Origin of the sequence: Jatrophihabitans sp. (assembly GCF_035474675.1) — a bacterium.
Taxonomy (GTDB): Bacteria; Actinomycetota; Actinomycetes; order Mycobacteriales; family Jatrophihabitantaceae; genus Jatrophihabitans_A.
The window spans coordinates 66,312-87,020 of the sequence record NZ_DATINC010000047.1; the positions used below are offsets into that span (position 1 = coordinate 66,312).

The window sequence follows — 20,709 nt, forward strand, 5'->3', positions numbered from 1 at the left end:
ACCTTGCCTGCGATGAGCGCACACCCCGAACCGGAGATCAGCTACGAGGCCGCCCGCGCCGAGCTGCGCGAGATCGTGCAGGCGCTGGAGAGCGGCGGCCAGCCGCTGGAGGAGTCGCTGTCGCTGTGGCAGCGCGGCGAGGAGCTGGCCGGCATCTGCCAGCGCTGGCTCGACGGCGCCCGCGCCCGGCTGGACGCGGCCATCGCGACCAGCGACGAGCGCGGCTGAAACCGGCTGGCCGAACGCGGCCAGGAAAGTCTCGACCAGCCCGGACGAACCCCGCCGGGACGGTCTCAGCCTGCGGCCGGCAGGTCCTCCAGCTGGTCGGTACGCACGATCTGGCCCATGTACTGCAGGGCCTCCTCGTGGTTGTCGACGTAGGCCTCCAGGCCCAGCCGCCAGCACAGCTCGAACATGGTCGGCGCCGGCGCCGGCAGCTCGCCGGCCGGGTCGGCCCGCAGCGCCGCCACCAACGCCGGGACGTCGAGGTCGAACGGCTCGCTGCGCCGGTGCAGCAGCATCCCGTCCTCCTCGGTCAGCTCGGCCGGGTCCAGCTGGCCGGCGATCAGCGGCAGCGTCGTCATGTCGAACCGGAAGACCTCGTCCAGCAGCGCCTGGCGGGCGGCCGGCACCTGGGGACGGATCTCCTCGGCCCACCACTGCACCAGCAGCTCGCGCACCCGCGGGTCCAGTAGCAGCGCGCGGACCGCGGCGTTCACCGCGGCGGGCTCCAGGATGGTGGTCGGCGAGGTCAGCGCCCGCGCCGCCGGGTCGGTGCAGCGGTCGAACCAGCCGGCCAGGGAGAACAGCACCTGGGACTGGGTGAGCCCGGCGTAGCTGCGCAGCGGGCGCCAGATGTAGCGGAAGAAGGAGTTCTCCGCGCAGGCCCGGGCCCACAGCAGGAAGCCCTGCATGGCGAGGTTCTCGGCGAAGGTCATGGTGTTGGAGGCCAGCACGTACTCGAAGTCGTCCGACTGGCCCCGGGTGGTGACCAGGCCGAACTGCGCGCGCCGGTCGGAGTACTCGGTGTTGGGCAGCAGCATCAGCGGGTAGGCCGCGATCCGCGGCACGTGCAGCGACAGCTCGTCGTAGCCGCGCAGGAAGGACTCGGTGGTCTCCCCCGGCGCGCCCCAGAGGATCTCGGCATAGGTGTCCAGGCCCTCCGCGGCCAGCCACCGGGCCAGCGCCTGCCAGTCGTTGAGCTTCATGTTGCGCCGGTTCATGCCGCGCAGCGCGGTATCGTCGAGGGTCTGCAGGGCGATGGTGAACGAGGTGTGCAGGCCGGCGGCCTTCATCTTCTGCACGATGCGGTAGAAGGTCTGGGACTTGTTCTTGGTCCAGGACGATTCGATCGAGCGCGGATATCCGGTCCGCTCCCGGAGCTTGATCACGTCTTCTAGGAATTGTTCGTCGGCGGCCTGCATACCGAAGTTCGAATCGCACAGGATGACGCTGTGCACCTTGTAGTGCGCGAATATCTCCAATTCGGCGAGCAGCCGTTCGCGCGGGAAGTTGCGGAATTTCTGGCCGATCGCGCCACCCCAGTAACAGAAGGCACAGTGGTACGGGCAACCGCGATTGGTTTCCATGATCGCCACGTCGTAGCGGAACCGGCCCGCCGGGTCGGTCATCTCGATGGCGCCGGACAGGAAGGGTGACACGATCAGAGAAAGATCGGCGATTCCCGGCCGGTTCTTTGTAGTCACCGCGGTGCCGTCCGGTGCCCGGTAGGAGATGCCGGCGATCTCCGGCCCGCGTGGCTGCGGGAACTCACCAGCCACCCAGGCGCGCAGCAGTTCGGGCAGCGCCAGCTCCCCCTCGCCGTTGACGACGACGTCCACTTCGGGACACAACCGGAAAATTCGTTCGCCCTGGTTGGCGACATGGGTTCCGCCGAGCACCACCAGGCCGGCGGGGTTGAGCTGCTTGAACGTCTCCGACAGCACCAGGGCCTCGCGGAAGTTCCAGCCGAACACCGAGATTGCCAGCACATCTGGAACGGCCTCGCCGAAGATTGCGGCGATGGCGGTGCCGACAGTGGTGGCACCCCGGAAATTGACAATCCTGGTCTCGAATTCGTCGCGCAGTATTTCATCGGCGTCGACAGCGGCTTTCATATACCCGATTGCCAGCGGCATCGATTCCAGGGGCATTGCCCACACGCCTTGTTGAACGAGAGCAATACGCTTACGGCGCATGGGTGATCTCCTGCTTCAGCGTGAGCGGAAGGACGGCCAAAGCAGGTGACCGCCGTCACAACGGGGGTGGCGTCACCCTACCTGCTGACCCGGCCGTCCGGAATGGCTAATTCGGTAACAGCCCGGCAAAAGATGCGCCACGCGCAGTCATTGCGATGCGGCTGGGGTTAGTGCCACCGGTCGCGGGCGACCCGGTCGCGAAAGCCCGGACGGCAGCCTCGGGCGTACCTCCGGCGCGCTCCCCCGCCGACCCGGATGCGCGCTAACCGGCCAGCCGGGTCAGCGCAGCGAACCCGCCAGCTCGACCAGTTCGGCCTGCGAGGCACTGCCGGTGACCACGGCGGTGACCGTGCCCACGGTGTGGCGCAACAGCAGCCGGCCGGCCGAGGTCTGGTACCGCTGCCAGCTGGCTCCGGCCACCGGCGCGGTGCCGTCGGTGGTCAGCGGCCCGTACCGGGCCGCCACCGCCTCCGGGGCGTCCGGGCTCTCGAACAGCTCGGCGTACTTGCCGGCCGGGCTGACGTAGCCGATCCGCAGGCCGGCCGGGGCGGCAGGCTCGGCCGGGACCAGCTCGCTCGAGGTCGGCCGCCAGCCGGCGGGCAGCCCGGTCGGCACCAGCACCGCGAAGCCGGACTGTTGCCGGGCGGCCGCGATCGCCGGACCGGGGTCGATGACGTGCACCCCGTCGCTGCCCTGCCCGGCCGGCCGGTTCAGCAGCACCACCAGGCCGACGATCACCAGCAGCGGGATCAGCGCCCGCCACAGGTTCGCCGGGGTGCGCAGCCGTTGCCGGGCAGCCGGGTCGGGCGGACGGGTCACCCCTCCATGGTCACCGGTGCCGGTGGCCGGCCGCCAACCGGGTGGCCGGCCACGGCTGGCCGCCGGACGGACGGGCCCGCCGAGCAGGCCTACCGGTGGCTGGCCGTCCCGGACCCCGGATAGGGTGCAGCTCATCGAGCCTGAAGCCGCCGACGTCGAGAAGGGCCGAACTTGCATGACTGACCCCGCACCGTCCGGTCACGTCCCTCCGGAACTGGCCGTCAGCCACCAGGCACCGGACCGCAACCTCGCGCTGGAGCTGGTGCGGGTCACCGAGGCCGCCGCGATGGCCGCGGCCCGCTGGGTCGGCCGGGGGGACAAGAACGGTGGTGACGGCGCCGCGGTCGACGCGATGCGCACCCTGATCGGCACCGTCGCGATGGACGGCGTGGTGGTGATCGGCGAGGGCGAGAAGGACCACGCCCCGATGCTCTACAACGGCGAGCGGGTGGGGGACGGCACCGGGCCCGAGTGCGACGTGGCGGTCGACCCGATCGACGGCACCACCCTGATGGCCAAGGGCATGCCCAACGCGATCGCGGTGATCGCGGTGGCCGAGCGCGGCTCGATGTTCGACCCGTCCGCGGTGTTCTACATGGAGAAGATCGCCACCGGGCCGGAGGCCGCCGACGTCATCGACCTCACCGCGCCGGTGCGGGAGAACGTCGCCCGGGTGGCCAAGGCCAAGGGCGGCAAGCCCGAGGACGTCACGGTGGTGATCCTGGACCGGCCCCGGCATGCCGACCTGGTCTCCGAGGTGCGCGCGTCCGGAGCCCGGATCAAGTTCATCTCCGACGGGGACGTGGCCGGCGCCATCATGGCGGCCCGGGCCGGCACCGGCGTGGACCTGCTGCTGGGCATCGGCGGCACCCCGGAGGGCATCATCGCGGCCGCCGCGATCAGCTGCATGGGCGGCGCCATCCAGGGCCGGCTCTGGCCGCAGACCCCCGAGGAACGCGAGAAGGCCATCGACGCCGGGCACGACCTGTCCCGGGTGCTCACCACCCGCGACCTGGTCACCGGGGAGAACGTCTTCTTCTGCGCCACCGGCATCACCGACGGGGAGCTGCTGCGCGGGGTGCGCTACGACCGCGGCGCGGTCGCCACCTCCTCGATCGTGATGCGCTCGAAGTCCGGCACCATCCGCACCGTCGACTCGCTGCACCAGCTGTCCAAGCTGCGGGCTTACGCCTCGGTGGACTTCGATCGGAACTAGGCTGTCCCGTCGGACAGCGGTTACCACCGGCTGACAGCTACCAGGGGAGAGCCAGCATGCTCTGCGTCACCATGAACGACATCCCGGGTTGGGAGATCCAGCGGGTCTGCGGCGAGGTGTTCGGAGTGACCGTGCGCTCCCGCAACGCCTTCTCCCAGATGGGCGCCGGGTTCAAGTCCCTGGTGGGTGGTGAGTTGCAGGGCATGACCCGCAACGTGCTGGCCAGCCGCAACGAGGCGATGACCCGGCTGTTCGCCGAGGCCCAGGCCCGGGGCGGCAACGCCCTGGTCGCGATGCGGTTCGACACCACCGAGCTGGGCGGCAACTGGAGCGAGATCTGCGCCTACGCCACCGCGGTGGTGGCGGTTCCGGTCACCGAGGCCGCCAAGCAGACCGCCCTGCAGCTGGGCTACGGCCAGCCGGGCAGCGCCGCCGGCGGCCAGGGCCAGCCCGGCGCCAGCCAGCCCGGTGGCCAGGGCCAGCCCAGCGCCGGCCAGCCCGCCGGCGGCTGGCAGCAGCCGGCCCGGCCGGCCTGGGAGCAGCCGGCCGGCCAGTCCGGCTGGCAGCAGCCGCAGGGCGGGCAGTAGCCCCTTTCGCACGAGCCGGGACGGCAGGGTTAGTCCCGCCACAGCCGCACGCTCGCCGAGGCCGGGCTGGCTAGGCTCTGGAGTGTCCAATTGTTTGGTAGGAACGCCGACACCCAGGGAGCATCGGCTGATGTCTGAGCAGCCCAGCGCGCACTCGAACCCGCAGGTTTCGCCGGACGCCGCAGCGGTCGAGTACCGGATCGAGAAGGACTCGATGGGCGAGGTCGAAGTGCCGGCCCGCGCCAAGTGGCGGGCCCAGACCCAGCGGGCGGTGCAGAACTTCCCGATCTCCGGCCAGCCGATCGAGCGGGAGCTGATCGCGGGGCTGGCCCTGATCAAGGGCGCCGGGGCGCGGGTGCGAGCCGAGCGCGGGCTGCTGGATGCGGCCAAGGCCGAGGCCATCGCCGCCGCGGCCGCCGAGGTGGCCCGCGGCGACTGGGACGCCGAGTTCCCGATCGACGTGTTCCAGACCGGGTCGGGCACCTCCTCGAACATGAACGCCAACGAGGTGCTGGCCTCGCTGGGCGCCGAGAGACTCGGCGCGAGCGTGCACCCCAACGACGACGTCAACGACCCGCTGTCGTCCAACGACCAGTTCCCGTCGGCGATCCACGTCGCCGCCACCAAGGGCGTGGTCACCGACCTGATCCCCGCGCTGGACCACCTGGCCGGCGCGCTGGAGGCCAAGGCCGGCGAGTTCGCCACCGTGGTGAAGTCCGGGCGTACCCACCTGATGGACGCCACCCCGGTCACCCTGGGCCAGGAGTTCGCCGGTTACGCCGCGCAGGTCCGCTACGGCATCGAGCGCCTGCAGGCCTGCCTGCCGCGGGTGGCCGAGCTGCCGCTGGGCGGCACCGCGGTGGGCACCGGCATCAACGCCCCGGCCGGCTTCGCCGCCGACGTCATCGCCCTGATCGCCGCCGAGACCGGGCTGCCGCTGACCGAGGCACGCGACCACTTCGAAGCCCAGGGCGCCCGGGACGCGCTGGTGGAGCTGTCCGGCGTGCTGCGCACCGTCGCGGTCAGCCTCAACAAGATCAGCAACGACATCCGCTGGATGGGCTCCGGCCCGCGGACCGGGTTGACCGAGCTGTTCCTGCCCGACCTGCAGCCGGGCTCGTCGATCATGCCCGGCAAGGTCAACCCGGTGCTGTGCGAGGCGGTCTGCCAGGTGGTGGCCCAGGTGATCGGCAACGACGCCGCGGTGGCCTTCGCCGGTGCCGCCGGCAACTTCGAGCTGAACGTCATGCTGCCGGTGATGGCCCGCAACGTGCTGGAGTCGATCCGGCTGATCGGCAACGTCAGCACGGTGTTCGCCGACCGGTGCGTGGCCGGCATCGAGGCCAACGTCGAGCGCTGCCGCGAGTACGCCGAGTCCTCGCCCTCGATCGTCACCCCGCTCAACCACTACGTCGGCTACGACGAGGCCGCCAAGATCGCCAAGCAGGCGCTGGCCGAGCGCAAGACCATCCGGCAGGTGGTCATCGAGCGCGGCCACGTCAGCTCCGGCGCCATCACCGAGGACAAGCTGGACGAGGTGCTGGACGTGCTGTCGATGACCCGGCCGGCCGGGCAGCCCTAGCAGACCGGGCGGGCGGTGAACGTCTACGACGGCATCGACGACAAGCTGGCAGCCTGGCTGACCAGCCAGCCGGTGTTCTTCGTGGCCACCGCCCCGCTGGCCGCCGACGGCCACGTCAACGTCTCCCCGAAGGGGATGGCCGGCACCTTCGTGGTCTTCGACTCCCACCGGGTCGGCTACCTCGACTACTACGGCTCGGGTGCGGAGACCATCGCCCACTTGCGTGAGAACGGCCGGATCACCCTGATGTTCGCCGCCTTCACCGGCCGGCCCACCATCGTCCGGCTGTCGGGCACCGGCCGGATCGTGCTCACCCAGGATCCCGAGTTCGCCGAGCTCCGGCCCGCCTTCGCCAAGCAGCGCACCACCGCCCAGCGTGCCATCGTGCTGGTCGACCTGGACCGGGTCAGCGACTCCTGCGGCTACGCGGTGCCGCTGATGGACTTCGCCGCGCACCGTGACGTGCTCGACCTGCGCCAGGAGAAGAAGGGGCCGGCGGTCTACCGGGAGTACCCGGAGACCAAGAACGCGGTGTCCATCGACGGCCTGCCCGCCCTCGGCGACCTCGGCGACCGGACCCGGGAGCCACTGGCACCGCCGGCGGACTGAGCCCCCGAAGGTGTGCCGGGCCGGTAGCGGCTACCAGCCCGGCACCGGTCGGACCTACAGGCCGACGTCCTCGAGCAGCTCGGTGACCAGCGCGGCGATCGGCGAGCGCTCGGAGCGGGTGAGCGTGACGTGCGCGAACAGCGGGTGCCCGCGCAGCGCCTCGATCACCGCGGCCACCCCGTCGTGCCGGCCGACCCGCAGGTTGTCCCGCTGGGCCACGTCGTGGGTGAGCACCACCCGGGATCCCGAGCCGATCCGGGACAGCACGGTCAGCAGCACGTTGCGCTCCAGCGACTGCGCCTCGTCCACGATGACGAACGAGTCGTGCAGCGAGCGGCCGCGGATGTGGGTCAGCGGCAGCACCTCGACCATGCCACGGTCCATCACCTCGTCCATCACGTCCTTGCTGACCAGCGCGCCGAGGGTGTCGAAGACCGCCTGCGCCCACGGCGCCATCTTCTCGTTCTCGCTGCCCGGCAGGTAGCCCAGCTCCTGGCCGCCGACGGCGTAGAGCGGCCGGAACACCACCACCTTCTTGTGCGCCCGCCGTTCCATCACCGCGTCCAGGCCCGCGCACAGCGCCAGTGCCGACTTGCCGGTGCCGGCCCGCCCGCCCAGGGACACGATGCCGACCTCGGGGTCCAGCAGCAGGTCCAGCGCGATCCGCTGCTCGGCCGACCGGCCGCGCAGGCCGAACGCCTCCCGGTCGCCGCGCACCAGCTTCAGCTGCTTGTCGGCGGTCACTCGGGCCAGCGCCGAGCCCCGGGCCGAGTGCAGCACCAGGCCGGTGTGGCAGGGCAGCTCGCCCACCGCCAACAGTTCCTCGGTCTCGGCGGCCTCCACCCGGTCGGCGTTGTACAGCGAGTCGATGACCGCGGTGGACACCTCCAGCTCGGCCATGCCGGTCCAGCCGGAGTCGATCCCCGGGTGCACCCGGTACTCGTCCGACGCCAGCCCCACGGCCGCGGCCTTGACCCGCAGCGGCATGTCCTTGGAGACCAGCACCACCTCGCGGCCCTCGTTGGCCAGGTTCAGCGCCACCGCCAGGATCCGCGAGTCGTTGCTCTCCACCCGGAAACCGGCCGGCAGCAGCGCCAGGTCGGAGTGGTTCAGCTCGACATGCAGGGTGCCGCCCTGCTCGCCCACCGGCACCGGCGCGTCCAGCCGGCCGTGCCGGATGCGCAGGTCGTCCAGGGCACGCAACGTCTCGCGGGCGAACCAGCCGAGTTCGGGGTGGTGCCGCTTGCCTTCCAGCTCGCCGATCACGACCAGTGGCAGGACGACCTGGTGCTCACCGAAGCGGGCCAGCGCTCCGGGATCCGACAGCAGTACCGAGGTGTCCAGCACGAAGGTCTTGACGGCCGGGCCGGACGGGGAAGAAGGGTGGGTCACTAGGGCTCCTGAGCGCTGCGGTGTCGCGCACTACCGACACCGTGGACAGGCGTGGCACCGCCGCCTGCCCGGTCGAGGGTTCCGGTCATCCCCCATGGTACGGGGGCGATGCCGGCCCCCCGCTGGCTTTTCACCACCGTCAAGGGACCTCCCGAGCGCCCGCCCTTGCCGGTCGGACGCCTGCCGGGGACGCTACGTCTGCCTACCGGCGCCGGGCCCGCGCCACGCCGTAACCGCGGTGAGCGGGTACCGGGCTCAGCTGCCGAAGCGCCGGTGCCGCTCGGAGAAGTCGCGCAGCGCGCGCAGGAAGTCGGTCTTGCGGAAGTCCGGCCACAGGGCGTCGCAGAAGTAGAACTCCGAATGCGCCGACTGCCACAGCAGGAACCCGGACAGCCGCTGCTCCCCCGACGTCCTGATCACCAGGTCCGGATCGGGCTGGCCCCGGGTGTAGAGGTGCTCGGCGATGTGCTCGACGTCGATGATCTCGGCCAGCTCCTCGATCGACGTGCCGGCCTGGGCGTGCGACTGCAGCAGCGAGCGCACCGCGTCGGCGATCTCGCGGCGGCCGCCGTAGCCGACCGCCAGGTTGACCGTCATCCCCCGCTTGCCGGCCGACCGCTCGGCCGCGGTCTTGAGCGCCTCGGCGGTGCCGGCGGGCAGGGTGTCCAGCGCGCCCACCACGTTGAGCCGCCACGGCTCCTCGGGTGCCGACAGCGCCTGGGCGACGGCGGCGATGATGCCCAGCAGCGGGCCGACCTCGGCCGGGTCCCGGTGCAGGTTGTCGGTGGACAGCAGCCACAGGGTGACGTGCTCGACGCCGGCCTCGGCACACCAGGCGAGCAGGTTGTCGATGTGGCGGGCGCCCACCAGGTGCCCGTCGTTGACGTCCTCGAAGCCGGCCGCCCGGGCCCAGCGCCGGTTGCCGTCCAGCATCACCGCCACGTGCCGGGGAACCGGGCGGCCCGCCAGGGCCTTCAGCAGCCGGCGCTCGTACAGCGAGTACAGCCCGGCGCGCAGGTCCACGGCTTTCTAGCCTAGACCCGGCGGGCGGGCCTACCGGACAACCTCGAAGTGACCCGCCGGGCGGCGCGGCCGGCGATCACTCGGTGCCGCTGTGCACGTGGGCGTGCTGCCCGTCGCGGTCGAAGACCATCACCACCTCGGCCGGCCGGCCGATCGCGGCGAACGCGTGCGGGGTCATGGTGGCGAACTCGGCCGCCTCGCCGGTGTCCAGGACTATCTCGCGCTCGCCGAGCAGCAGCCGGATGCGCCCGGTGAGCACGAACAACCAGTCATGGCCGGGATGCACCCGCTGCCGCACCGGCGCCCGGGTCGGCTCCAGGCGCATCTTCACCGCGACCGTGCTGCCACCGGGCCGGCTCAGCAGCCAGGTGGTGCGGCCCGCCGTCCGGTTCGGGACCGGCCGGATGACCACGTCGTCGTCGGTGCTCATCTCCAGCAGCGCATCCAGCCCGACCTGCAGTCCGGCCGCCAGCGGCAACAGGATGTCGAGGCTGATGCTGCGCTTGCCGGTCTCGACCCGGCTGATCGTGGACGGGCTGAGATTGGTACGGGCAGCAAGCTCGTCCAGCGAGAGGCCGAGCGTGGTGCGCAGGCTGCGCAGCCGGGTTCGCACCACATGTTCGATGTCGGCGAGCTCGGCCATCGAATCCTCCTTGCAGATACTGCAAGGAGGATCGCATATATCGACAGGCGCCGCTACTGTCGCTGGCATGAGCCACACTCCCGCACCCACCGTCCGGCACTGCGACGTCGCCGTGATCGGCGGCTCGGCGGCCGGCCTGGCAGCCGCCCTGCAGCTCAGCCGGCAACGCCGCTCCATCGTCGTGGTCGACTCCGGCGAGCCGCGCAACGCGGCTGCCGCCCACCTGCACAGCTTCCTCGGCCGGGACGGCACGCCGACGGCCGAACTGCTCGCCGCGGGCCGGGCAGAGGTGCGCGGCTACGGCGGCGAGATCCTGTCCGGACGGGCGCTCGCGGTGAGCCGGGCCGGCGAGCGCTACCGCGTCGAGCTTGCCGAGGGGCACACCGTTCTCGCCCGGCGGCTGGTCGTGGCCACCGGCCTGGTCGACGAGCTGCCCGATATCGAGGGCCTCGCCGGCCACTGGGGCGGCGCGGTGATCCATTGCCCGTTCTGTCACGGCTACGAGGTCCGCGACCAGCGGATCGTGCAGCTCGTCACGCACCCCATGGGCCTGCACACCGCTCCGCTGTTCCGCCAGCTCACCGAGCGGCTCACCGTGCTGCTGCAGGACGGGGTCGAGGTCGACGCCGCCCAGGTCGATGCCCTGCGGGCCGCCGGGGTGGACATCCGCCCGGCCACGGTCCGGGCCGTCGTCGCCGGGGCTGACGGCCGGCTGGCCGGGGTCGAGCTGGCCGACGGATCCCGGATCGGCGCCGACGCGGTCGCCGTCAGTCCGCGCTTCCGTCCCCGGGCCGAGCCGCTCCTCGCCCTGGGACTGCGGCCCGAGCCGCATCCCAGCGGGCTGGGTGAGGTGCTTGCCGTCGACGCGACCGGTGCCACGTCCGTCGAGGGGATCTACGCCGCCGGCAACATCACCGATCCCAGCCAGCAGTTGCTGCAGGCCGCGGCGGACGGCAGCCGGGTCGGCGGAATGGTCGCGTTCAGCCTCGCGGACGAGGACGTGCGCACCGCCGGCCGCCCCTCCGGGCAGGCATCGGACTGGGACCACCGCTACTCCGGCGAGCAGATGTGGAGCGGAAATCCCAACGGCTCACTCGTCGCCGAAGCGGCCGGACTGACCGCCGGCCGGGTGCTCGATGTCGGCGCCGGCGAGGGCGGCGACGCGATCTGGCTGGCCGAGCAGGGCTGGAACGTGACCGCGAGCGACATCTCCTCGCGGGCGCTCGACCGGGTCCGGGCCGAAGCGGCGCGGCGCGGGCTGCAGGTCACCTGCCGGCAGGGCGACGCCAACGCGTTCGAGCCGTTCCCCCGTGGCGCGTTCGACCTCGTCACGGCCAGCTACGCCTCGATTCCCCGGACGCCCGATGGCCGCGGGGTCTGCAACATCCTCGCCGCCGTCGCCCCGGGCGGCAGGTTGCTCGTCATCAGTCACGACATGGCGGCCATGCGCGACCCGCACCGCCACGGCATACCGTTCGATCCCGACGCCTACCTGCAGATCGAGGACTTCGTGGCGGCACTGCGGGACACCCCCGGCTGGGCCATCGAGGTCAACGACAAGCGGCCCCGTCCGCCGGGCTCGGCCACCGCCGCCCATCACGTCGAGGACCTGGTGCTGCGCGCCCACCGGGCGAGCTGAACCCCTCGCACCGGGCACGCTCCGTAGTGACCTGGTGACTGGATTGCGTCTTGTGTGGTCTACGTAAGATCCCCATACTTGTGCCCACGGGGAAACACGAAAGCGGAACTGGGAGACCAGCGCCGCCGGGGGAAGCAGTACCAGCAGTTGCGCGGGCCGGCCTGGGAAGCAGGACCGCGGGGGATGCAGTACCAGCACGGGGGAAGCAGTGCCGCACGGGGAAATGCGGTACGAACGGGGGTAGCACTACCAGCACGGGGGAATGCAGTACCAGCACGGGGAGCACCACAGCACGGGGGGAAGCAGTACCAGCGCGGGAAAGGCAGTACCAAGCACGGGGGAATGCAGTACAAGCGGGGGAGCACTACAAGCGCGGGGGCCCGGGGTGCTCCGCAGGTACCGGTACGGGACTGCCGGCACCTGCGGAGCACTCCTTTTTCTGCCGCCCTGACCATCGGATTCGCTACCGCCAGGGCCGGGTCGCGGCCTCCCGCCCGATCCCGGACAGCCGGCTCACTCCGGTTCCCGGTCGATGATCAACCAGTAGCCGGCAGCCAGCAGGCACAGCACCGCGAACACCAGGGCACCCCGGTCACCGGCCGTGTGGTAGTGCCAGCCGAGAGCGATCGCGGCGACCAGGGCGAACCCGCCCACCAGCCACCGGAAGCCGGGCGGCTGCGTCCTCATCATGCGATCACCCTAGGCGCCCGGACGGGGTCCTGCCTTCAGCCGAGGGCTGCCAGCAGCTCGGCCGGAGTGCCGACCGGCCGCTCGCACACGAACCCCCGGCAGACATAGGCGGCGGGCTCGCCGGCCAGCAGCGGCCGGTCGGCCAGCAGTGGCACCCCGGCGGCGTCCGGTTCGCCGAAGGCCAGCACCAGCCCCGGCGAGGTACTCATCCGGGCGGCGGCCAGCAGCGCGTCGGCCGCCGGGCCGGAGCCGACGACGGCGACCTGCAGCGGCCCGGCCACCGCCGCCTCGGCGACCGCCAGGCTCCAGCCGGCGAATCGGGGTTCGGCCGCCGCCAGCTCACCGGCCGCGGCCAGCGCGGCCTCGGCGGCCTCGCGGTGCCGGGCCGAACCGGTCAGCGCGGCGTAACCGAGCAGGGCACCGGCCAGCGCCGACTGCCCGGACGGCGCCGCGGTGTCCGAGGCGTCGCGTGGCCGACTGAACAGCGCCTCGGCATCGTCGGCGGTGTCGAAGAAACCGCCGGCGCCGTCGGCGAACCGGGTCAGCGCCACCTCCAGCAACTCCCCCGCCGCCGCCAGCCAGCGTGGCTCGGCGGTGGCCTGGTGCAACGCCAGCAGCCCTTCGGCCAGGTCGCCGTAGTCCTCGGCCACCCCCATTGCGGCGCTGACCGAACCGGCCCGCGACGAGCGGTGCAACCGGCCGTCCACCAGGTGCCGGTCGAGCAGGAAACCGGCACAATCCCGTGCGGCGGCAAGGTAATCCGGCCGCTGGAGCAGCACGCCCGCCTCGGCGAGGCCGGCGATGGCCAGCCCGTTCCAGGCGGTGATCGCCTTGTCGTCCCGGGCGGGTTGCGGCCGCTGGTTGCGGGCGGCCAGCAACCGGGCCCGGACCGCCGACCACCACGCGGGATCGTGCGGATCGCTGCGCAGTTGCAGGGTGGAGCTGCCCAGCTCGAAGCTGCCCTGCGCGGTGACCCCGAGCAGGCCGGCCGCCGAAGAACCGTCCGCCTCGCCGAGCACCTCGCTCAGCTGGTCCGGCGTCCAGGCGTAGGTCAGGCCCTCCACGCCCTCGGTGTCGGCGTCCAGCGCCGAGGCGAACACCCCCTCGGGAGTGCGCAGGTCCCGCAGCAGGAACTGCGCGGTCTCGTGGGCGATCCGCTCCGCCAGCGGCGAGCGGGTGGCCCGCCACAGGTGCAGGTAGACCCGCAGCAGCTGGGCATTGTCGTAGAGCATCTTCTCGAAGTGCGGCACCACCCACTGCGCGTCGACGGAGTACCGGGCGAACCCGCCGGCCAGCTGGTCGTAGATGCCGCCGCGGGCCATCGCCTCGCAGGTGTGCCGGACCTGCTCCAGCGCGGCGGCGGAACCGGTGCGGGCATGGTGGCGCAGCAGGAACTCCAGCACCATCGAGGGCGGGAACTTCGGCGCCGAGCCGTAGCCGCCGGAGGTGCGGTCGAAGTGCTGGCCGAGCCGGGCTACCGCCTGGTCCAGCACATCAACGCCGAGCGTGCGCGGGGCGCCGGTGGCCAGTGCCGCCTGCAGCGCCTGCACGATCCGGCCGCCGGTGGCCAGCACCTCGTCCTGCTGCTCGGTCCAGGCCTGGTTCGCCGCCGCCAGCAACCGCAGGAATCCGTCCTTGGGAAAGTAGGTTCCGCAGAAGAACGGCTCGCCGGACGGGGTCAGCAGGCAGGTCATCGGCCAGCCGCCGTGGCCGGTCATCGCGGTGGTCGCGGCCATGTAGACCGCGTCGATGTCGGGACGTTCCTCGCGATCGACCTTGATCGCCACGAACCGCGCGTTGAGGGCCGCCGCCACCTCGGCGTCGGAGAAGGACTCGTGCGCCATCACGTGGCACCAGTGGCAGGCGGCGTAGCCCACCGACAGCAGCACCGGGACGTTGCGCCGGCGGGCTTCGGCGAACGCCTCCTCGCACCACGGCCACCAGTCCACCGGGTTGTCGGCATGCTGGGCCAGGTACGGGCTGGTCGCGTCGGCGAGCCGGTTTGCCATGGTTCCAACCTAACGGTTACCTCCCCGCGGGGGTTACCTCCGTTGCGGCGGCCGCCGATCGGTCGCGCACGTCCGAGTTGACGAACCGTCCGACGGGCGGTAGACGTGGTCGGTTGGAGTACCGCGTGGTAATCCGGGAAAGGGTGTTCTCCATGTCCAGGTCAGACACCGAGCAGGTACGAGCGGTCCGCGAGTACTACGTGGACGACGACAGCAACGGGCCCGAACCGAGCATCTACCACATCTGGGAGAAAGGCGGCGGCCGGGGCAACGTGACCACGCCGGCCACCTCCAGCGAGCCGTACCGGGACTGGATCGTCGGCCTGCTGCGCGGGCTGCTGGCCGACAGCTCCGATCCCCGGATGCTCAGTGTGGGCTGCGGAAACGGCATGGTCGAGGCGATCATCGCCGGCGACGGCACCCGGGTGCTCGCGGTGGACGCCATGGAGCCGGCGATCGAGCTGGCCAGGGCCAAGGGCCTCGATGCGGTGTGCGCGGACGTGCTGAACTGGACGCCGCCGGCCGAGCCGTGGACCATGCTGTTTGCCGACGGCAGCCTGGGCCACCTCTACGACGCCGACACCGGCCTGCAGCACGTGCTCAGCCGGTTCCGGTCCTGGTTGCCCGAGGGCAGCCTGCTGGTGCTGTCCAACGATCCGCCGTGGACCGGCGATGCCGACGTGGAGAAGCACCCCGACCTGGCGTACTGGTTCCTCTCCCAGTCCTACATGGAGCGGCAGGTCGCCGAGTGCGGCTTCTCCGACGTCTCGAGCCAGGTGTTCACCTTCGAGAAGCCGCTGACCGGTCCGCGGGACCGGATCGTGGTCGTCGGCCGCAGGTGAGCCGCGGCCGGTAGCGCCTCGCTGCCGGCGAGAAGGCCGCCGGGTGAGCGCCGGCTTTGGCAGGATGGACCGGTGCCACCGGAGCTCGCAACCGCCGACGAGCTGGTGGCAGCGCTCCAGCGGCACGGCTTGGTCCGGGGCGGCTTTCTCGCCCTGAGCCTGGCCGACGAGCGCGGCGAGCCCGGCATCGGCATTGCCGAGCCGTCCGGTGGCCAGTGGGCGCTGGCCACTGGCCGGCCGGCGGCCGCGGTGGCCCGGCTGGAGGCCGAGTTCCGGCCGCGCTGGGTGTGGTGGTCGCAGCAGACCCCGCTGGAGCTGGCCCGGGCCGGCGTCCGGGTGGCCACCTGCTGGGACCTGGTCGCGGTGCACCGGCTGATCTTCGGCGGCTGGCGCGCCGATCCGGCCCTGATCTGGGCCGCCCTGCACGATCTCGACCCGGCCTCGATGCCGACCACCGGCCAGCTGGACCTGTTCGACAGCGCCGGCGACGAGGGCACCGACCCCGAGGACCCGATACGTCCGGACGGGCACCTGCGCCCGGAATGGGCCGGCGGCGGCTGGGCCCGCGACCCGCGGCGGCTGGCCGGCTGGGCCCGGACCGCGCTGCGGGCCAGTGCGTTGCAGCAGCGGCGACTGGCCGCCGCGCCCGCGACCGGGGACGGGCCGGCCACCGCGCGCTCGGAGTCGGCCGCGGAACTGCTGTGCGCCGAGCTGACCGTGGACGGCCTGCCGATCGACACCGAGCGCGCCGAGCAGATCATCGCCTCCTTCGCCGGCCCCCGGCCGCGCGACGCCGCCGAGGCCGCCGCGGTCCGCGAGCGCCGCGACAGCACGGTGCTGCGGCTGGTGCCGAACTCCTCCGACATCGACCTGCGCAACCCGGCCCAGGTGCGCACCCTGCTGGCCCGGGTCGGCATCGACGTCCCGGACACCCGGTCGTGGCGGCTGGAACGCTTCGCCGGCGCCCACCCGGTCGTCGAGGCACTGCTGGCCTGGCGCAAGGCCGAGCGGATCGCCACCACCTTCGGCTACGAGTGGCTGGCCCGCAACGTCGGCCCGGACGCCCGGTTGCGCGGCGCCTGGAGCGGCTCGGACGGCGCCGCCGGCCGGATGACCGCGCAGGCCGGCCTGCACAACCTGCCGGCCGACCTGCGGCCGGCGGTCGCCGCGCCCGCCGGCCACGTACTGGTGCGCGCCGACCTCGGCCAGATCGAACCCCGGGTGCTGGCCGCGGTCTCCGGGGACCGGGCGCTGGCCAAGGCCACCCAGGACGACGACCTGTACGCGCCGGTGGCCGGCCGGCTGGGCGTGGACCGCCCGGTCGCCAAGATCGCCGTGCTGGCCGCCATGTACGGCCAGACCTCCGGTGCCGCCGGCCAGGCGTTGCAGAACATGGAATCGGCCTACCCGGTGGCGATGCGCTACCTGCGCGAGGCGTATGAGGCCGGCCGCGCCGGCCGGTCGGTGCGCACCTACGGCGGCCGGCTGGTGCGGATGTGGCAGACCCCTGCCGGCCTGGACGCCGAGCAGGAACGGGCCAATTCCGCCAGCCGCGGCCGGTTCGCCCGCAACGCGGTGGTGCAGGGTGCGGCCGCCGAGCTGTTCAAGGCCTGGGCGGTGACGGTCCGGGCCCGCGGGCTGCCCCTGCAGGCCCGGGTGGTGCTCTGCCTGCACGACGAGCTGCTGGTCCAGACGCCGGCCGAGCACGGCCCGGCGGTGCAGCGGTTGCTCACCGACTGCCTCACCGAGGCGGCGGCCCGCTGGGCACCGGACGGCTCGGTGCGCTTCGTCGCCGACGTCAGCGTGATCGAGCGCTGGTCGGAGGCCAAGGACTGACCCGTCTGGGTGGCGCGTCAGGTAGTGGCGATGAAGTTCGACAGCACCTGCACGAACCGCCGCGCCAGGTGGTGGTGCGGCTGGTGGCTGGCCCCGGGAAAGACCTCCAGGCTGCTGTTGCGCAGGTGGGCGTGGGTCTCGTACGCGTGCGCCACCGGCAGCACCGGATCCCGCTCGGACCAGACGATCAGGGTGGGCAGCTCCAGCTGGACGTAGTCGAGCTCCAGCAATGAACCGCGTTGCCCGAACGGGCTGATCACCCCTCGCACGGTCTGGAAGAACGCCGTCCGGCCGTCCGGAGAGGACAGCCCCCGGCCGGCCCGGCTGAGGGTGGTGACCACGTCCGGGCTCAGCCGCAGCGAGCGGTGCAGCCGGGGCCGCGAGTACAGCGCGGCGGTGCGGGAGTTGACCACCATCCGCACCAGGTTGTGCGCGCCGGGCAGCGTCGCCGCCCGCAGCACCGGATGCACCCGCCGGCCCAGCCCGCCGGCCGACACCAGCACCAGCCGGCGCACCAGCTCGGGATGGTCGTAGGCCAGCTGCATGGCGACCGCGCCGCCGAACGAGTGGCCGACCACGGTCACCTCGGTGGCCTGCAGCTCGGTGAGCAGGGTGACCAGGCTGGCGGCGAAATCCGCCAGCTGGTAGCCGTCGGCGACCTTGTCGGACTCACCGTGGCCGGGCAGGTCCGGCGCCAGCACCCGGTAGCCGTTGTCGGCGAGCAGGCCGGCCGCGCGGGTCCAGGTGGTGCTGTCGGACATGATGCCGTGGATCAGCAACACCACCGGCGCATCGACTGGGCCGAGATCCTGGTAGGACATCAGCCTGCCCTGGTGCCGGATCACACCGCGCGTGGCCACCGGCTCATGATGCCTCATCCGGTCCCGGTCCGGCGCGGCCTGCTCGGTCAGGGAGCCGGTCAGGGAAAGATCGCCAGCGAGACCGCCAGGAACTGCTCGGGAGTGGCCTGCAACACCTTCAGCCGCGGGTCCGGGACGGGCAGGAACGGCCCGGTCCGCAGTGGCAGCAGCGGCGCCAGCCGCGGGTCGGACAGCGCTGCGTCCACCGCCGCCCGGTCGCCGCCGCAGATCAGCGCCGCCAGCCGGCCAGCCTCGGGCAGTAGGATCCGCACCGCGACCTCGGCGGCCTCGGCGAACGCCTGCCGGGCCTGGTTCTCCCGGCGCCGCGCGAAGCGCTGCTGGGACCAGCCGCCGGCCTTGGTGCCGCCCTGGACGTAGGCCGAGCCGACCTTGGACGAGACCAGCCGGGTGCCGTCGAACACCCCGGCGGCGTACCCGCCGCGGCGCACCAGCAGCACGCCGATCCGGCGCGGGGAGTTCAGGTGCAGCTGCAGCGAGGTGAGCGGCCGGGACGCGGCCGGCTGCCAGGGCCGGAACGGCACCTCGATCCAGACCCGGGAACCGTCCGCGGCGCTGACCACCACCTGCTCGGGGGCGGCCGACGTCGGCAGCAGCCGGGTCTGCAGGCCGCCGTGCCGGTCGGCGAAGCCGTCCAGCCACTTGGGCAACCGGGCGGCCGGCACCGTCAGCCGGCGGGCGTCCTGCGGGATCTCCAGATCGTCGGCCGGCTCAGGCGGACACACGCTCGATCACCAGCGGCGGGGTAGACCAACCCGCCTGCTCGCCGATGTCGAAGCCGCCGTCGAGAGCCTCCAGTGCCCGGGCGAACCGGTCCGGGTCGTCGGCGTGCAACTCCATCAGCGGCTGGCCGGCGCGTACCTGCTCGCCCGGCTTGGCCAGCAGCACCACACCCGCGCCGGCCGACACCGGATCCTCCTTGCGGGCCCGGCCGGCACCGAGCCGCCAGGCCGCCACCCCGACGGCGTAGGCGTCCAGCCGGGTGAGCACCCCGGTGGCCGGGGCGGTGAGCACGTGCTTGTCCCGGGCCACCGGCAGGGCCGCGTCCGGGTCCCCGCCCTGGGCGGCGATCATCGCGCGCCAGACGTCCATCGCCCGGCCGTCGGCCAGCGCCGCCGCCGGGTCGGCGTCCGGGATGCCGGCGCCGGCCAGCATCTCCGCCGCCAGCGCCACCGTCAGCTCCACCACGTCCGGCGGGCCGCCGCCGGCCAGCACCTCGACGGCCTCGGCCACCTCCAGCGCGTTGCCGGCGGTCAGTCCGAGCGGGGTGTTCATGTCGGTGAGCAGCGCGACCGTGTGGGTGCCGGCCGCGGTGCCGAGCTCGACCATGGTCTCGGCCAGCCGCCGGGCGTCCTCGGGCGTCTTCATGAAGGCCCCGGTGCCGACCTTGACGTCGAGCACCAGCGCGGCCGAACCCTCGGCGATCTTCTTGCTCATGATGGAGCTGGCGATCAGCGGGATCGCCTCGACGGTGCCGGTGACGTCGCGCAGCGCGTAGAGCTTGCGGTCGGCCGGCGCCAGCTCGTCCCCGGCGGCGCAGATCACCGCGCCGACCGAGTTCAGCTGGGCCACGAACTCGGCGTTGGACAGGTTCGCCCGCCAGCCGGGGATCGACTCGAGCTTGTCCAGGGTGCCGCCGGTGTGCCCGAGGCCGCGGCCGGACAGCTGGGGCACCGCCGCCCCCAGGGCCGCCACCAGCGGCGCCAGCGGCAGGGTGATCTTGTCCCCCACCCCGCCGGTGGAGTGCTTGTCGGTGGTCGGCCGGCGGACCCCGGACAGGTCCAGCCGCTCGCCGGAGGCGATCATTGCCCGGGTCCAGCGGGCCAGCTCGTCCGGCGCCATGCCGTTGAGCAGGATCGCCATGGCCAGCGCCGACATCTGCTCGTCGGCCACCACCCCGCGGGTGTAGGCGTCGATCACCCAGTCGATCTGCTCGTCGGGGATCCGGCCGCGGTCCCGCTTGGTGCTGATCACACTGATCGCGTCGAAGGGTTCAGCGCGGCTGGAGGACATGGCAGAAGCCTCTCATGCCAGCAGGCTGCGAGTCGTCAGGGCCGGAAACCGGCTGAAGTCGCGGTCCATGGTCAGCAGCGCGCGCACCCCGTGGTCCAGGCAGATCGCGGCGATCTTCGCGTCCTGCACCGCCGACCCGGCCAGCCCCGCCGATTCCAGCAGCTGACCGAGGGTGCGCAGGTGCAGGGGCGACTCGGCGAGCAACCGCACCGTGGGCGACTCCGACCACGCGAGGATCTGATCCAGCGCGACGGCCGGCGGCGTGGGTTGGGAGAACAGTCGGGGGTTCGTCACCACCCCGTAGAACTCGTGCAGGCACGGCCACGGCAATGCCCAGGACTCGCCGCTCTCCGCAAGACCCCGGACGACCACCGCGGCTTGGGAGTGGAAGGCACTGTCCGGCCGGTGGGCGTACACCAGCACATTGGCGTCAACGGCGATCATCGGAGCTGGGAGCGGAACGGCTCTGGCACCGGGTAGATCTCGTCCCGGATCCGTTCCCAGCCGGCGTTGGCGAACTCGATAGTCATCCCGCCGCTGCCGAAGCTGACATCCCGCAGAGTGAAACGGGGCGCCTCTTCCTCCTGCACTTCGGCGAGCAGTTTCATCAACGCCTCCTCGACCAGACTCTTGGTGGTGGTGCCGCGCTGCTTGGCCAGCTGCTTCACCTGGTGCAGCAGCGACTCGGACAGGTCGAAGCTGGTCTTCATACCGCTCACCGTACCATGAAATA

Annotated in this window: 19 protein-coding genes and 1 pseudogene; 8 read left to right on the forward strand and 12 right to left on the reverse strand. The window is 72.3% G+C overall.

From position 1 onward, the window contains the following. Positions 1-12: 12 nt before the first annotated feature. Complete coding sequence (locus VLJ82_RS04880; protein ID WP_408662198.1) at positions 13-228, forward strand: exodeoxyribonuclease VII small subunit; 216 nt, start codon at positions 13-15, stop codon at positions 226-228. A 65-nt stretch (positions 229-293) separates the two neighbouring features. Here the strand turns inward: VLJ82_RS04880 and VLJ82_RS04885 are convergent, their stop codons facing one another. Next, positions 294-2,198, reverse strand: a complete 1,905-nt coding sequence (locus VLJ82_RS04885) for a KedN5 family methylcobalamin-dependent radical SAM C-methyltransferase (RefSeq protein WP_408662199.1) — start codon at positions 2,196-2,198, stop codon at positions 294-296. Between the two features lie 279 nt (positions 2,199-2,477). Next, a complete protein-coding gene (locus VLJ82_RS04890) occupies positions 2,478-3,017 on the reverse strand; it encodes a DUF4245 family protein (protein ID WP_408662200.1) in 540 nt (179 codons plus the stop codon). Between the two features lie 175 nt (positions 3,018-3,192). On the opposite strand from VLJ82_RS04890, the gene glpX reads away from it, so the two are divergent. From glpX to VLJ82_RS04910, 4 genes and pseudogenes are all read left to right on the forward strand, one after another. Next, positions 3,193-4,233, forward strand: a complete 1,041-nt coding sequence (gene glpX, locus VLJ82_RS04895) for a class II fructose-bisphosphatase (protein WP_408662201.1) — start codon at positions 3,193-3,195, stop codon at positions 4,231-4,233. A 56-nt stretch (positions 4,234-4,289) separates the two neighbouring features. After that, positions 4,290-4,649: pseudogene (locus tag VLJ82_RS04900) on the forward strand (YbjQ family protein); the annotation flags it as partial. Between the two features lie 301 nt (positions 4,650-4,950). Further along, positions 4,951-6,402, forward strand: coding sequence for a class II fumarate hydratase (locus VLJ82_RS04905; RefSeq protein ID WP_408662202.1), 1,452 nt, complete (start codon positions 4,951-4,953; stop codon positions 6,400-6,402). Positions 6,403-6,417: 15 nt separating this feature from the next. Then, positions 6,418-7,011, forward strand: coding sequence for a pyridoxamine 5'-phosphate oxidase family protein (locus VLJ82_RS04910; RefSeq protein ID WP_408662203.1), 594 nt, complete (start codon positions 6,418-6,420; stop codon positions 7,009-7,011). 54 nt (positions 7,012-7,065) lie between these two features. Here the strand turns inward: VLJ82_RS04910 and VLJ82_RS04915 are convergent, their stop codons facing one another. From VLJ82_RS04915 to VLJ82_RS04925, 3 genes are all read right to left on the reverse strand, one after another. Then, entirely contained in the window at positions 7,066-8,403 is a 1,338-nt protein-coding gene (locus tag VLJ82_RS04915) for a PhoH family protein (RefSeq protein WP_408662204.1), read from the reverse strand. 255 nt (positions 8,404-8,658) lie between these two features. Continuing rightward, complete coding sequence (locus VLJ82_RS04920) at positions 8,659-9,420, reverse strand: isoprenyl transferase (RefSeq protein WP_408662230.1); 762 nt, start codon at positions 9,418-9,420, stop codon at positions 8,659-8,661. An 82-nt stretch (positions 9,421-9,502) separates the two neighbouring features. Further along, the gene (locus VLJ82_RS04925; protein WP_408662205.1) at positions 9,503-10,069 is read right to left on the reverse strand and encodes a helix-turn-helix domain-containing protein; all 567 of its coding nucleotides are present in this window, start codon (positions 10,067-10,069) and stop codon (positions 9,503-9,505) included. Positions 10,070-10,136: 67 nt separating this feature from the next. On the opposite strand from VLJ82_RS04925, the gene VLJ82_RS04930 reads away from it, so the two are divergent. Further along, entirely contained in the window at positions 10,137-11,708 is a 1,572-nt protein-coding gene (locus tag VLJ82_RS04930) for an FAD-dependent oxidoreductase (RefSeq protein WP_408662206.1), read from the forward strand. Between the two features lie 513 nt (positions 11,709-12,221). Here the strand turns inward: VLJ82_RS04930 and VLJ82_RS04935 are convergent. Together VLJ82_RS04935 and VLJ82_RS04940 are read right to left on the reverse strand one after the other, a co-directional pair. Further along, positions 12,222-12,398, reverse strand: coding sequence for a hypothetical protein (locus tag VLJ82_RS04935; RefSeq protein WP_408662207.1), 177 nt, complete (start codon positions 12,396-12,398; stop codon positions 12,222-12,224). Between the two features lie 35 nt (positions 12,399-12,433). Continuing rightward, complete coding sequence (locus VLJ82_RS04940) at positions 12,434-14,407, reverse strand: thioredoxin domain-containing protein (RefSeq protein WP_408662208.1); 1,974 nt, start codon at positions 14,405-14,407, stop codon at positions 12,434-12,436. 152 nt (positions 14,408-14,559) lie between these two features. On the opposite strand from VLJ82_RS04940, the gene VLJ82_RS04945 reads away from it, so the two are divergent. Together VLJ82_RS04945 and VLJ82_RS04950 are read left to right on the forward strand one after the other, a co-directional pair. Further along, positions 14,560-15,249 (forward strand): class I SAM-dependent methyltransferase, encoded by a 690-nt coding sequence (locus tag VLJ82_RS04945; protein WP_408662209.1) that lies wholly within the window; start codon positions 14,560-14,562, stop codon positions 15,247-15,249. A 72-nt stretch (positions 15,250-15,321) separates the two neighbouring features. Then, a complete protein-coding gene (locus VLJ82_RS04950) occupies positions 15,322-17,085 on the forward strand; it encodes a DNA polymerase (protein ID WP_408662210.1) in 1,764 nt (587 codons plus the stop codon). A 17-nt stretch (positions 17,086-17,102) separates the two neighbouring features. Here VLJ82_RS04950 and VLJ82_RS04955 read toward each other — a convergent pair whose 3' ends face one another. The 5 genes from VLJ82_RS04955 to VLJ82_RS04975 are packed head-to-tail and all read right to left on the reverse strand — an operon-like array spanning position 17,103 to position 20,686. Continuing rightward, positions 17,103-17,945, reverse strand: coding sequence for an alpha/beta fold hydrolase (locus VLJ82_RS04955; protein WP_408662211.1), 843 nt, complete (start codon positions 17,943-17,945; stop codon positions 17,103-17,105). Between the two features lie 59 nt (positions 17,946-18,004). Next, the gene (locus tag VLJ82_RS04960; protein WP_408662212.1) at positions 18,005-18,688 is read right to left on the reverse strand and encodes an acVLRF1 family peptidyl-tRNA hydrolase; all 684 of its coding nucleotides are present in this window, start codon (positions 18,686-18,688) and stop codon (positions 18,005-18,007) included. Beyond that, positions 18,675-19,976 carry a thymidine phosphorylase gene (locus tag VLJ82_RS04965; protein ID WP_408662213.1) on the reverse strand — a complete coding sequence of 434 codons (1,302 nt, stop codon included), beginning with the start codon at positions 19,974-19,976 and terminating at the stop codon, positions 18,675-18,677. The genes VLJ82_RS04960 and VLJ82_RS04965 overlap by 14 nt, the downstream gene beginning before the upstream one ends. A gap of 12 nt (positions 19,977-19,988) precedes the next feature. Continuing rightward, positions 19,989-20,420 (reverse strand): TA system VapC family ribonuclease toxin, encoded by a 432-nt coding sequence (locus tag VLJ82_RS04970; RefSeq protein ID WP_408662214.1) that lies wholly within the window; start codon positions 20,418-20,420, stop codon positions 19,989-19,991. Continuing rightward, positions 20,417-20,686 carry a DUF2191 domain-containing protein gene (locus VLJ82_RS04975; RefSeq protein ID WP_408662215.1) on the reverse strand — a complete coding sequence of 90 codons (270 nt, stop codon included), beginning with the start codon at positions 20,684-20,686 and terminating at the stop codon, positions 20,417-20,419. Before VLJ82_RS04975 ends, VLJ82_RS04970 begins: the two co-directional genes overlap by 4 nt. Positions 20,687-20,709: the final 23 nt, after the last annotated feature.

Bases quoted from the DNA above. Each gene is read 5' to 3' on its own strand.
- VLJ82_RS04935 (WP_408662207.1), bottom strand. From the start codon at position 12,398: ATGATGAGGACGCAGCCGCCCGGCTTCCGGTGGCTGGTGGGCGGGTTC.
- VLJ82_RS04885 (WP_408662199.1), bottom strand. From the start codon at position 2,198: ATGCGCCGTAAGCGTATTGCTCTCGTTCAACAAGGCGTGTGGGCAATG.
- VLJ82_RS04975 (WP_408662215.1), bottom strand. From the start codon at position 20,686: ATGAAGACCAGCTTCGACCTGTCCGAGTCGCTGCTGCACCAGGTGAAG.
- VLJ82_RS04945 (WP_408662209.1), top strand. From the start codon at position 14,560: ATGTCCAGGTCAGACACCGAGCAGGTACGAGCGGTCCGCGAGTACTAC.
- VLJ82_RS04925 (WP_408662205.1), bottom strand. From the start codon at position 10,069: ATGGCCGAGCTCGCCGACATCGAACATGTGGTGCGAACCCGGCTGCGC.
- VLJ82_RS04905 (WP_408662202.1), top strand. From the start codon at position 4,951: ATGTCTGAGCAGCCCAGCGCGCACTCGAACCCGCAGGTTTCGCCGGAC.
- VLJ82_RS04940 (WP_408662208.1), bottom strand. From the start codon at position 14,407: ATGGCAAACCGGCTCGCCGACGCGACCAGCCCGTACCTGGCCCAGCAT.
- glpX (WP_408662201.1), top strand. From the start codon at position 3,193: ATGACTGACCCCGCACCGTCCGGTCACGTCCCTCCGGAACTGGCCGTC.
- VLJ82_RS04970 (WP_408662214.1), bottom strand. From the start codon at position 20,420: ATGATCGCCGTTGACGCCAATGTGCTGGTGTACGCCCACCGGCCGGAC.
- VLJ82_RS04965 (WP_408662213.1), bottom strand. From the start codon at position 19,976: ATGTCCTCCAGCCGCGCTGAACCCTTCGACGCGATCAGTGTGATCAGC.
- VLJ82_RS04930 (WP_408662206.1), top strand. From the start codon at position 10,137: ATGAGCCACACTCCCGCACCCACCGTCCGGCACTGCGACGTCGCCGTG.
- VLJ82_RS04880 (WP_408662198.1), top strand. From the start codon at position 13: ATGAGCGCACACCCCGAACCGGAGATCAGCTACGAGGCCGCCCGCGCC.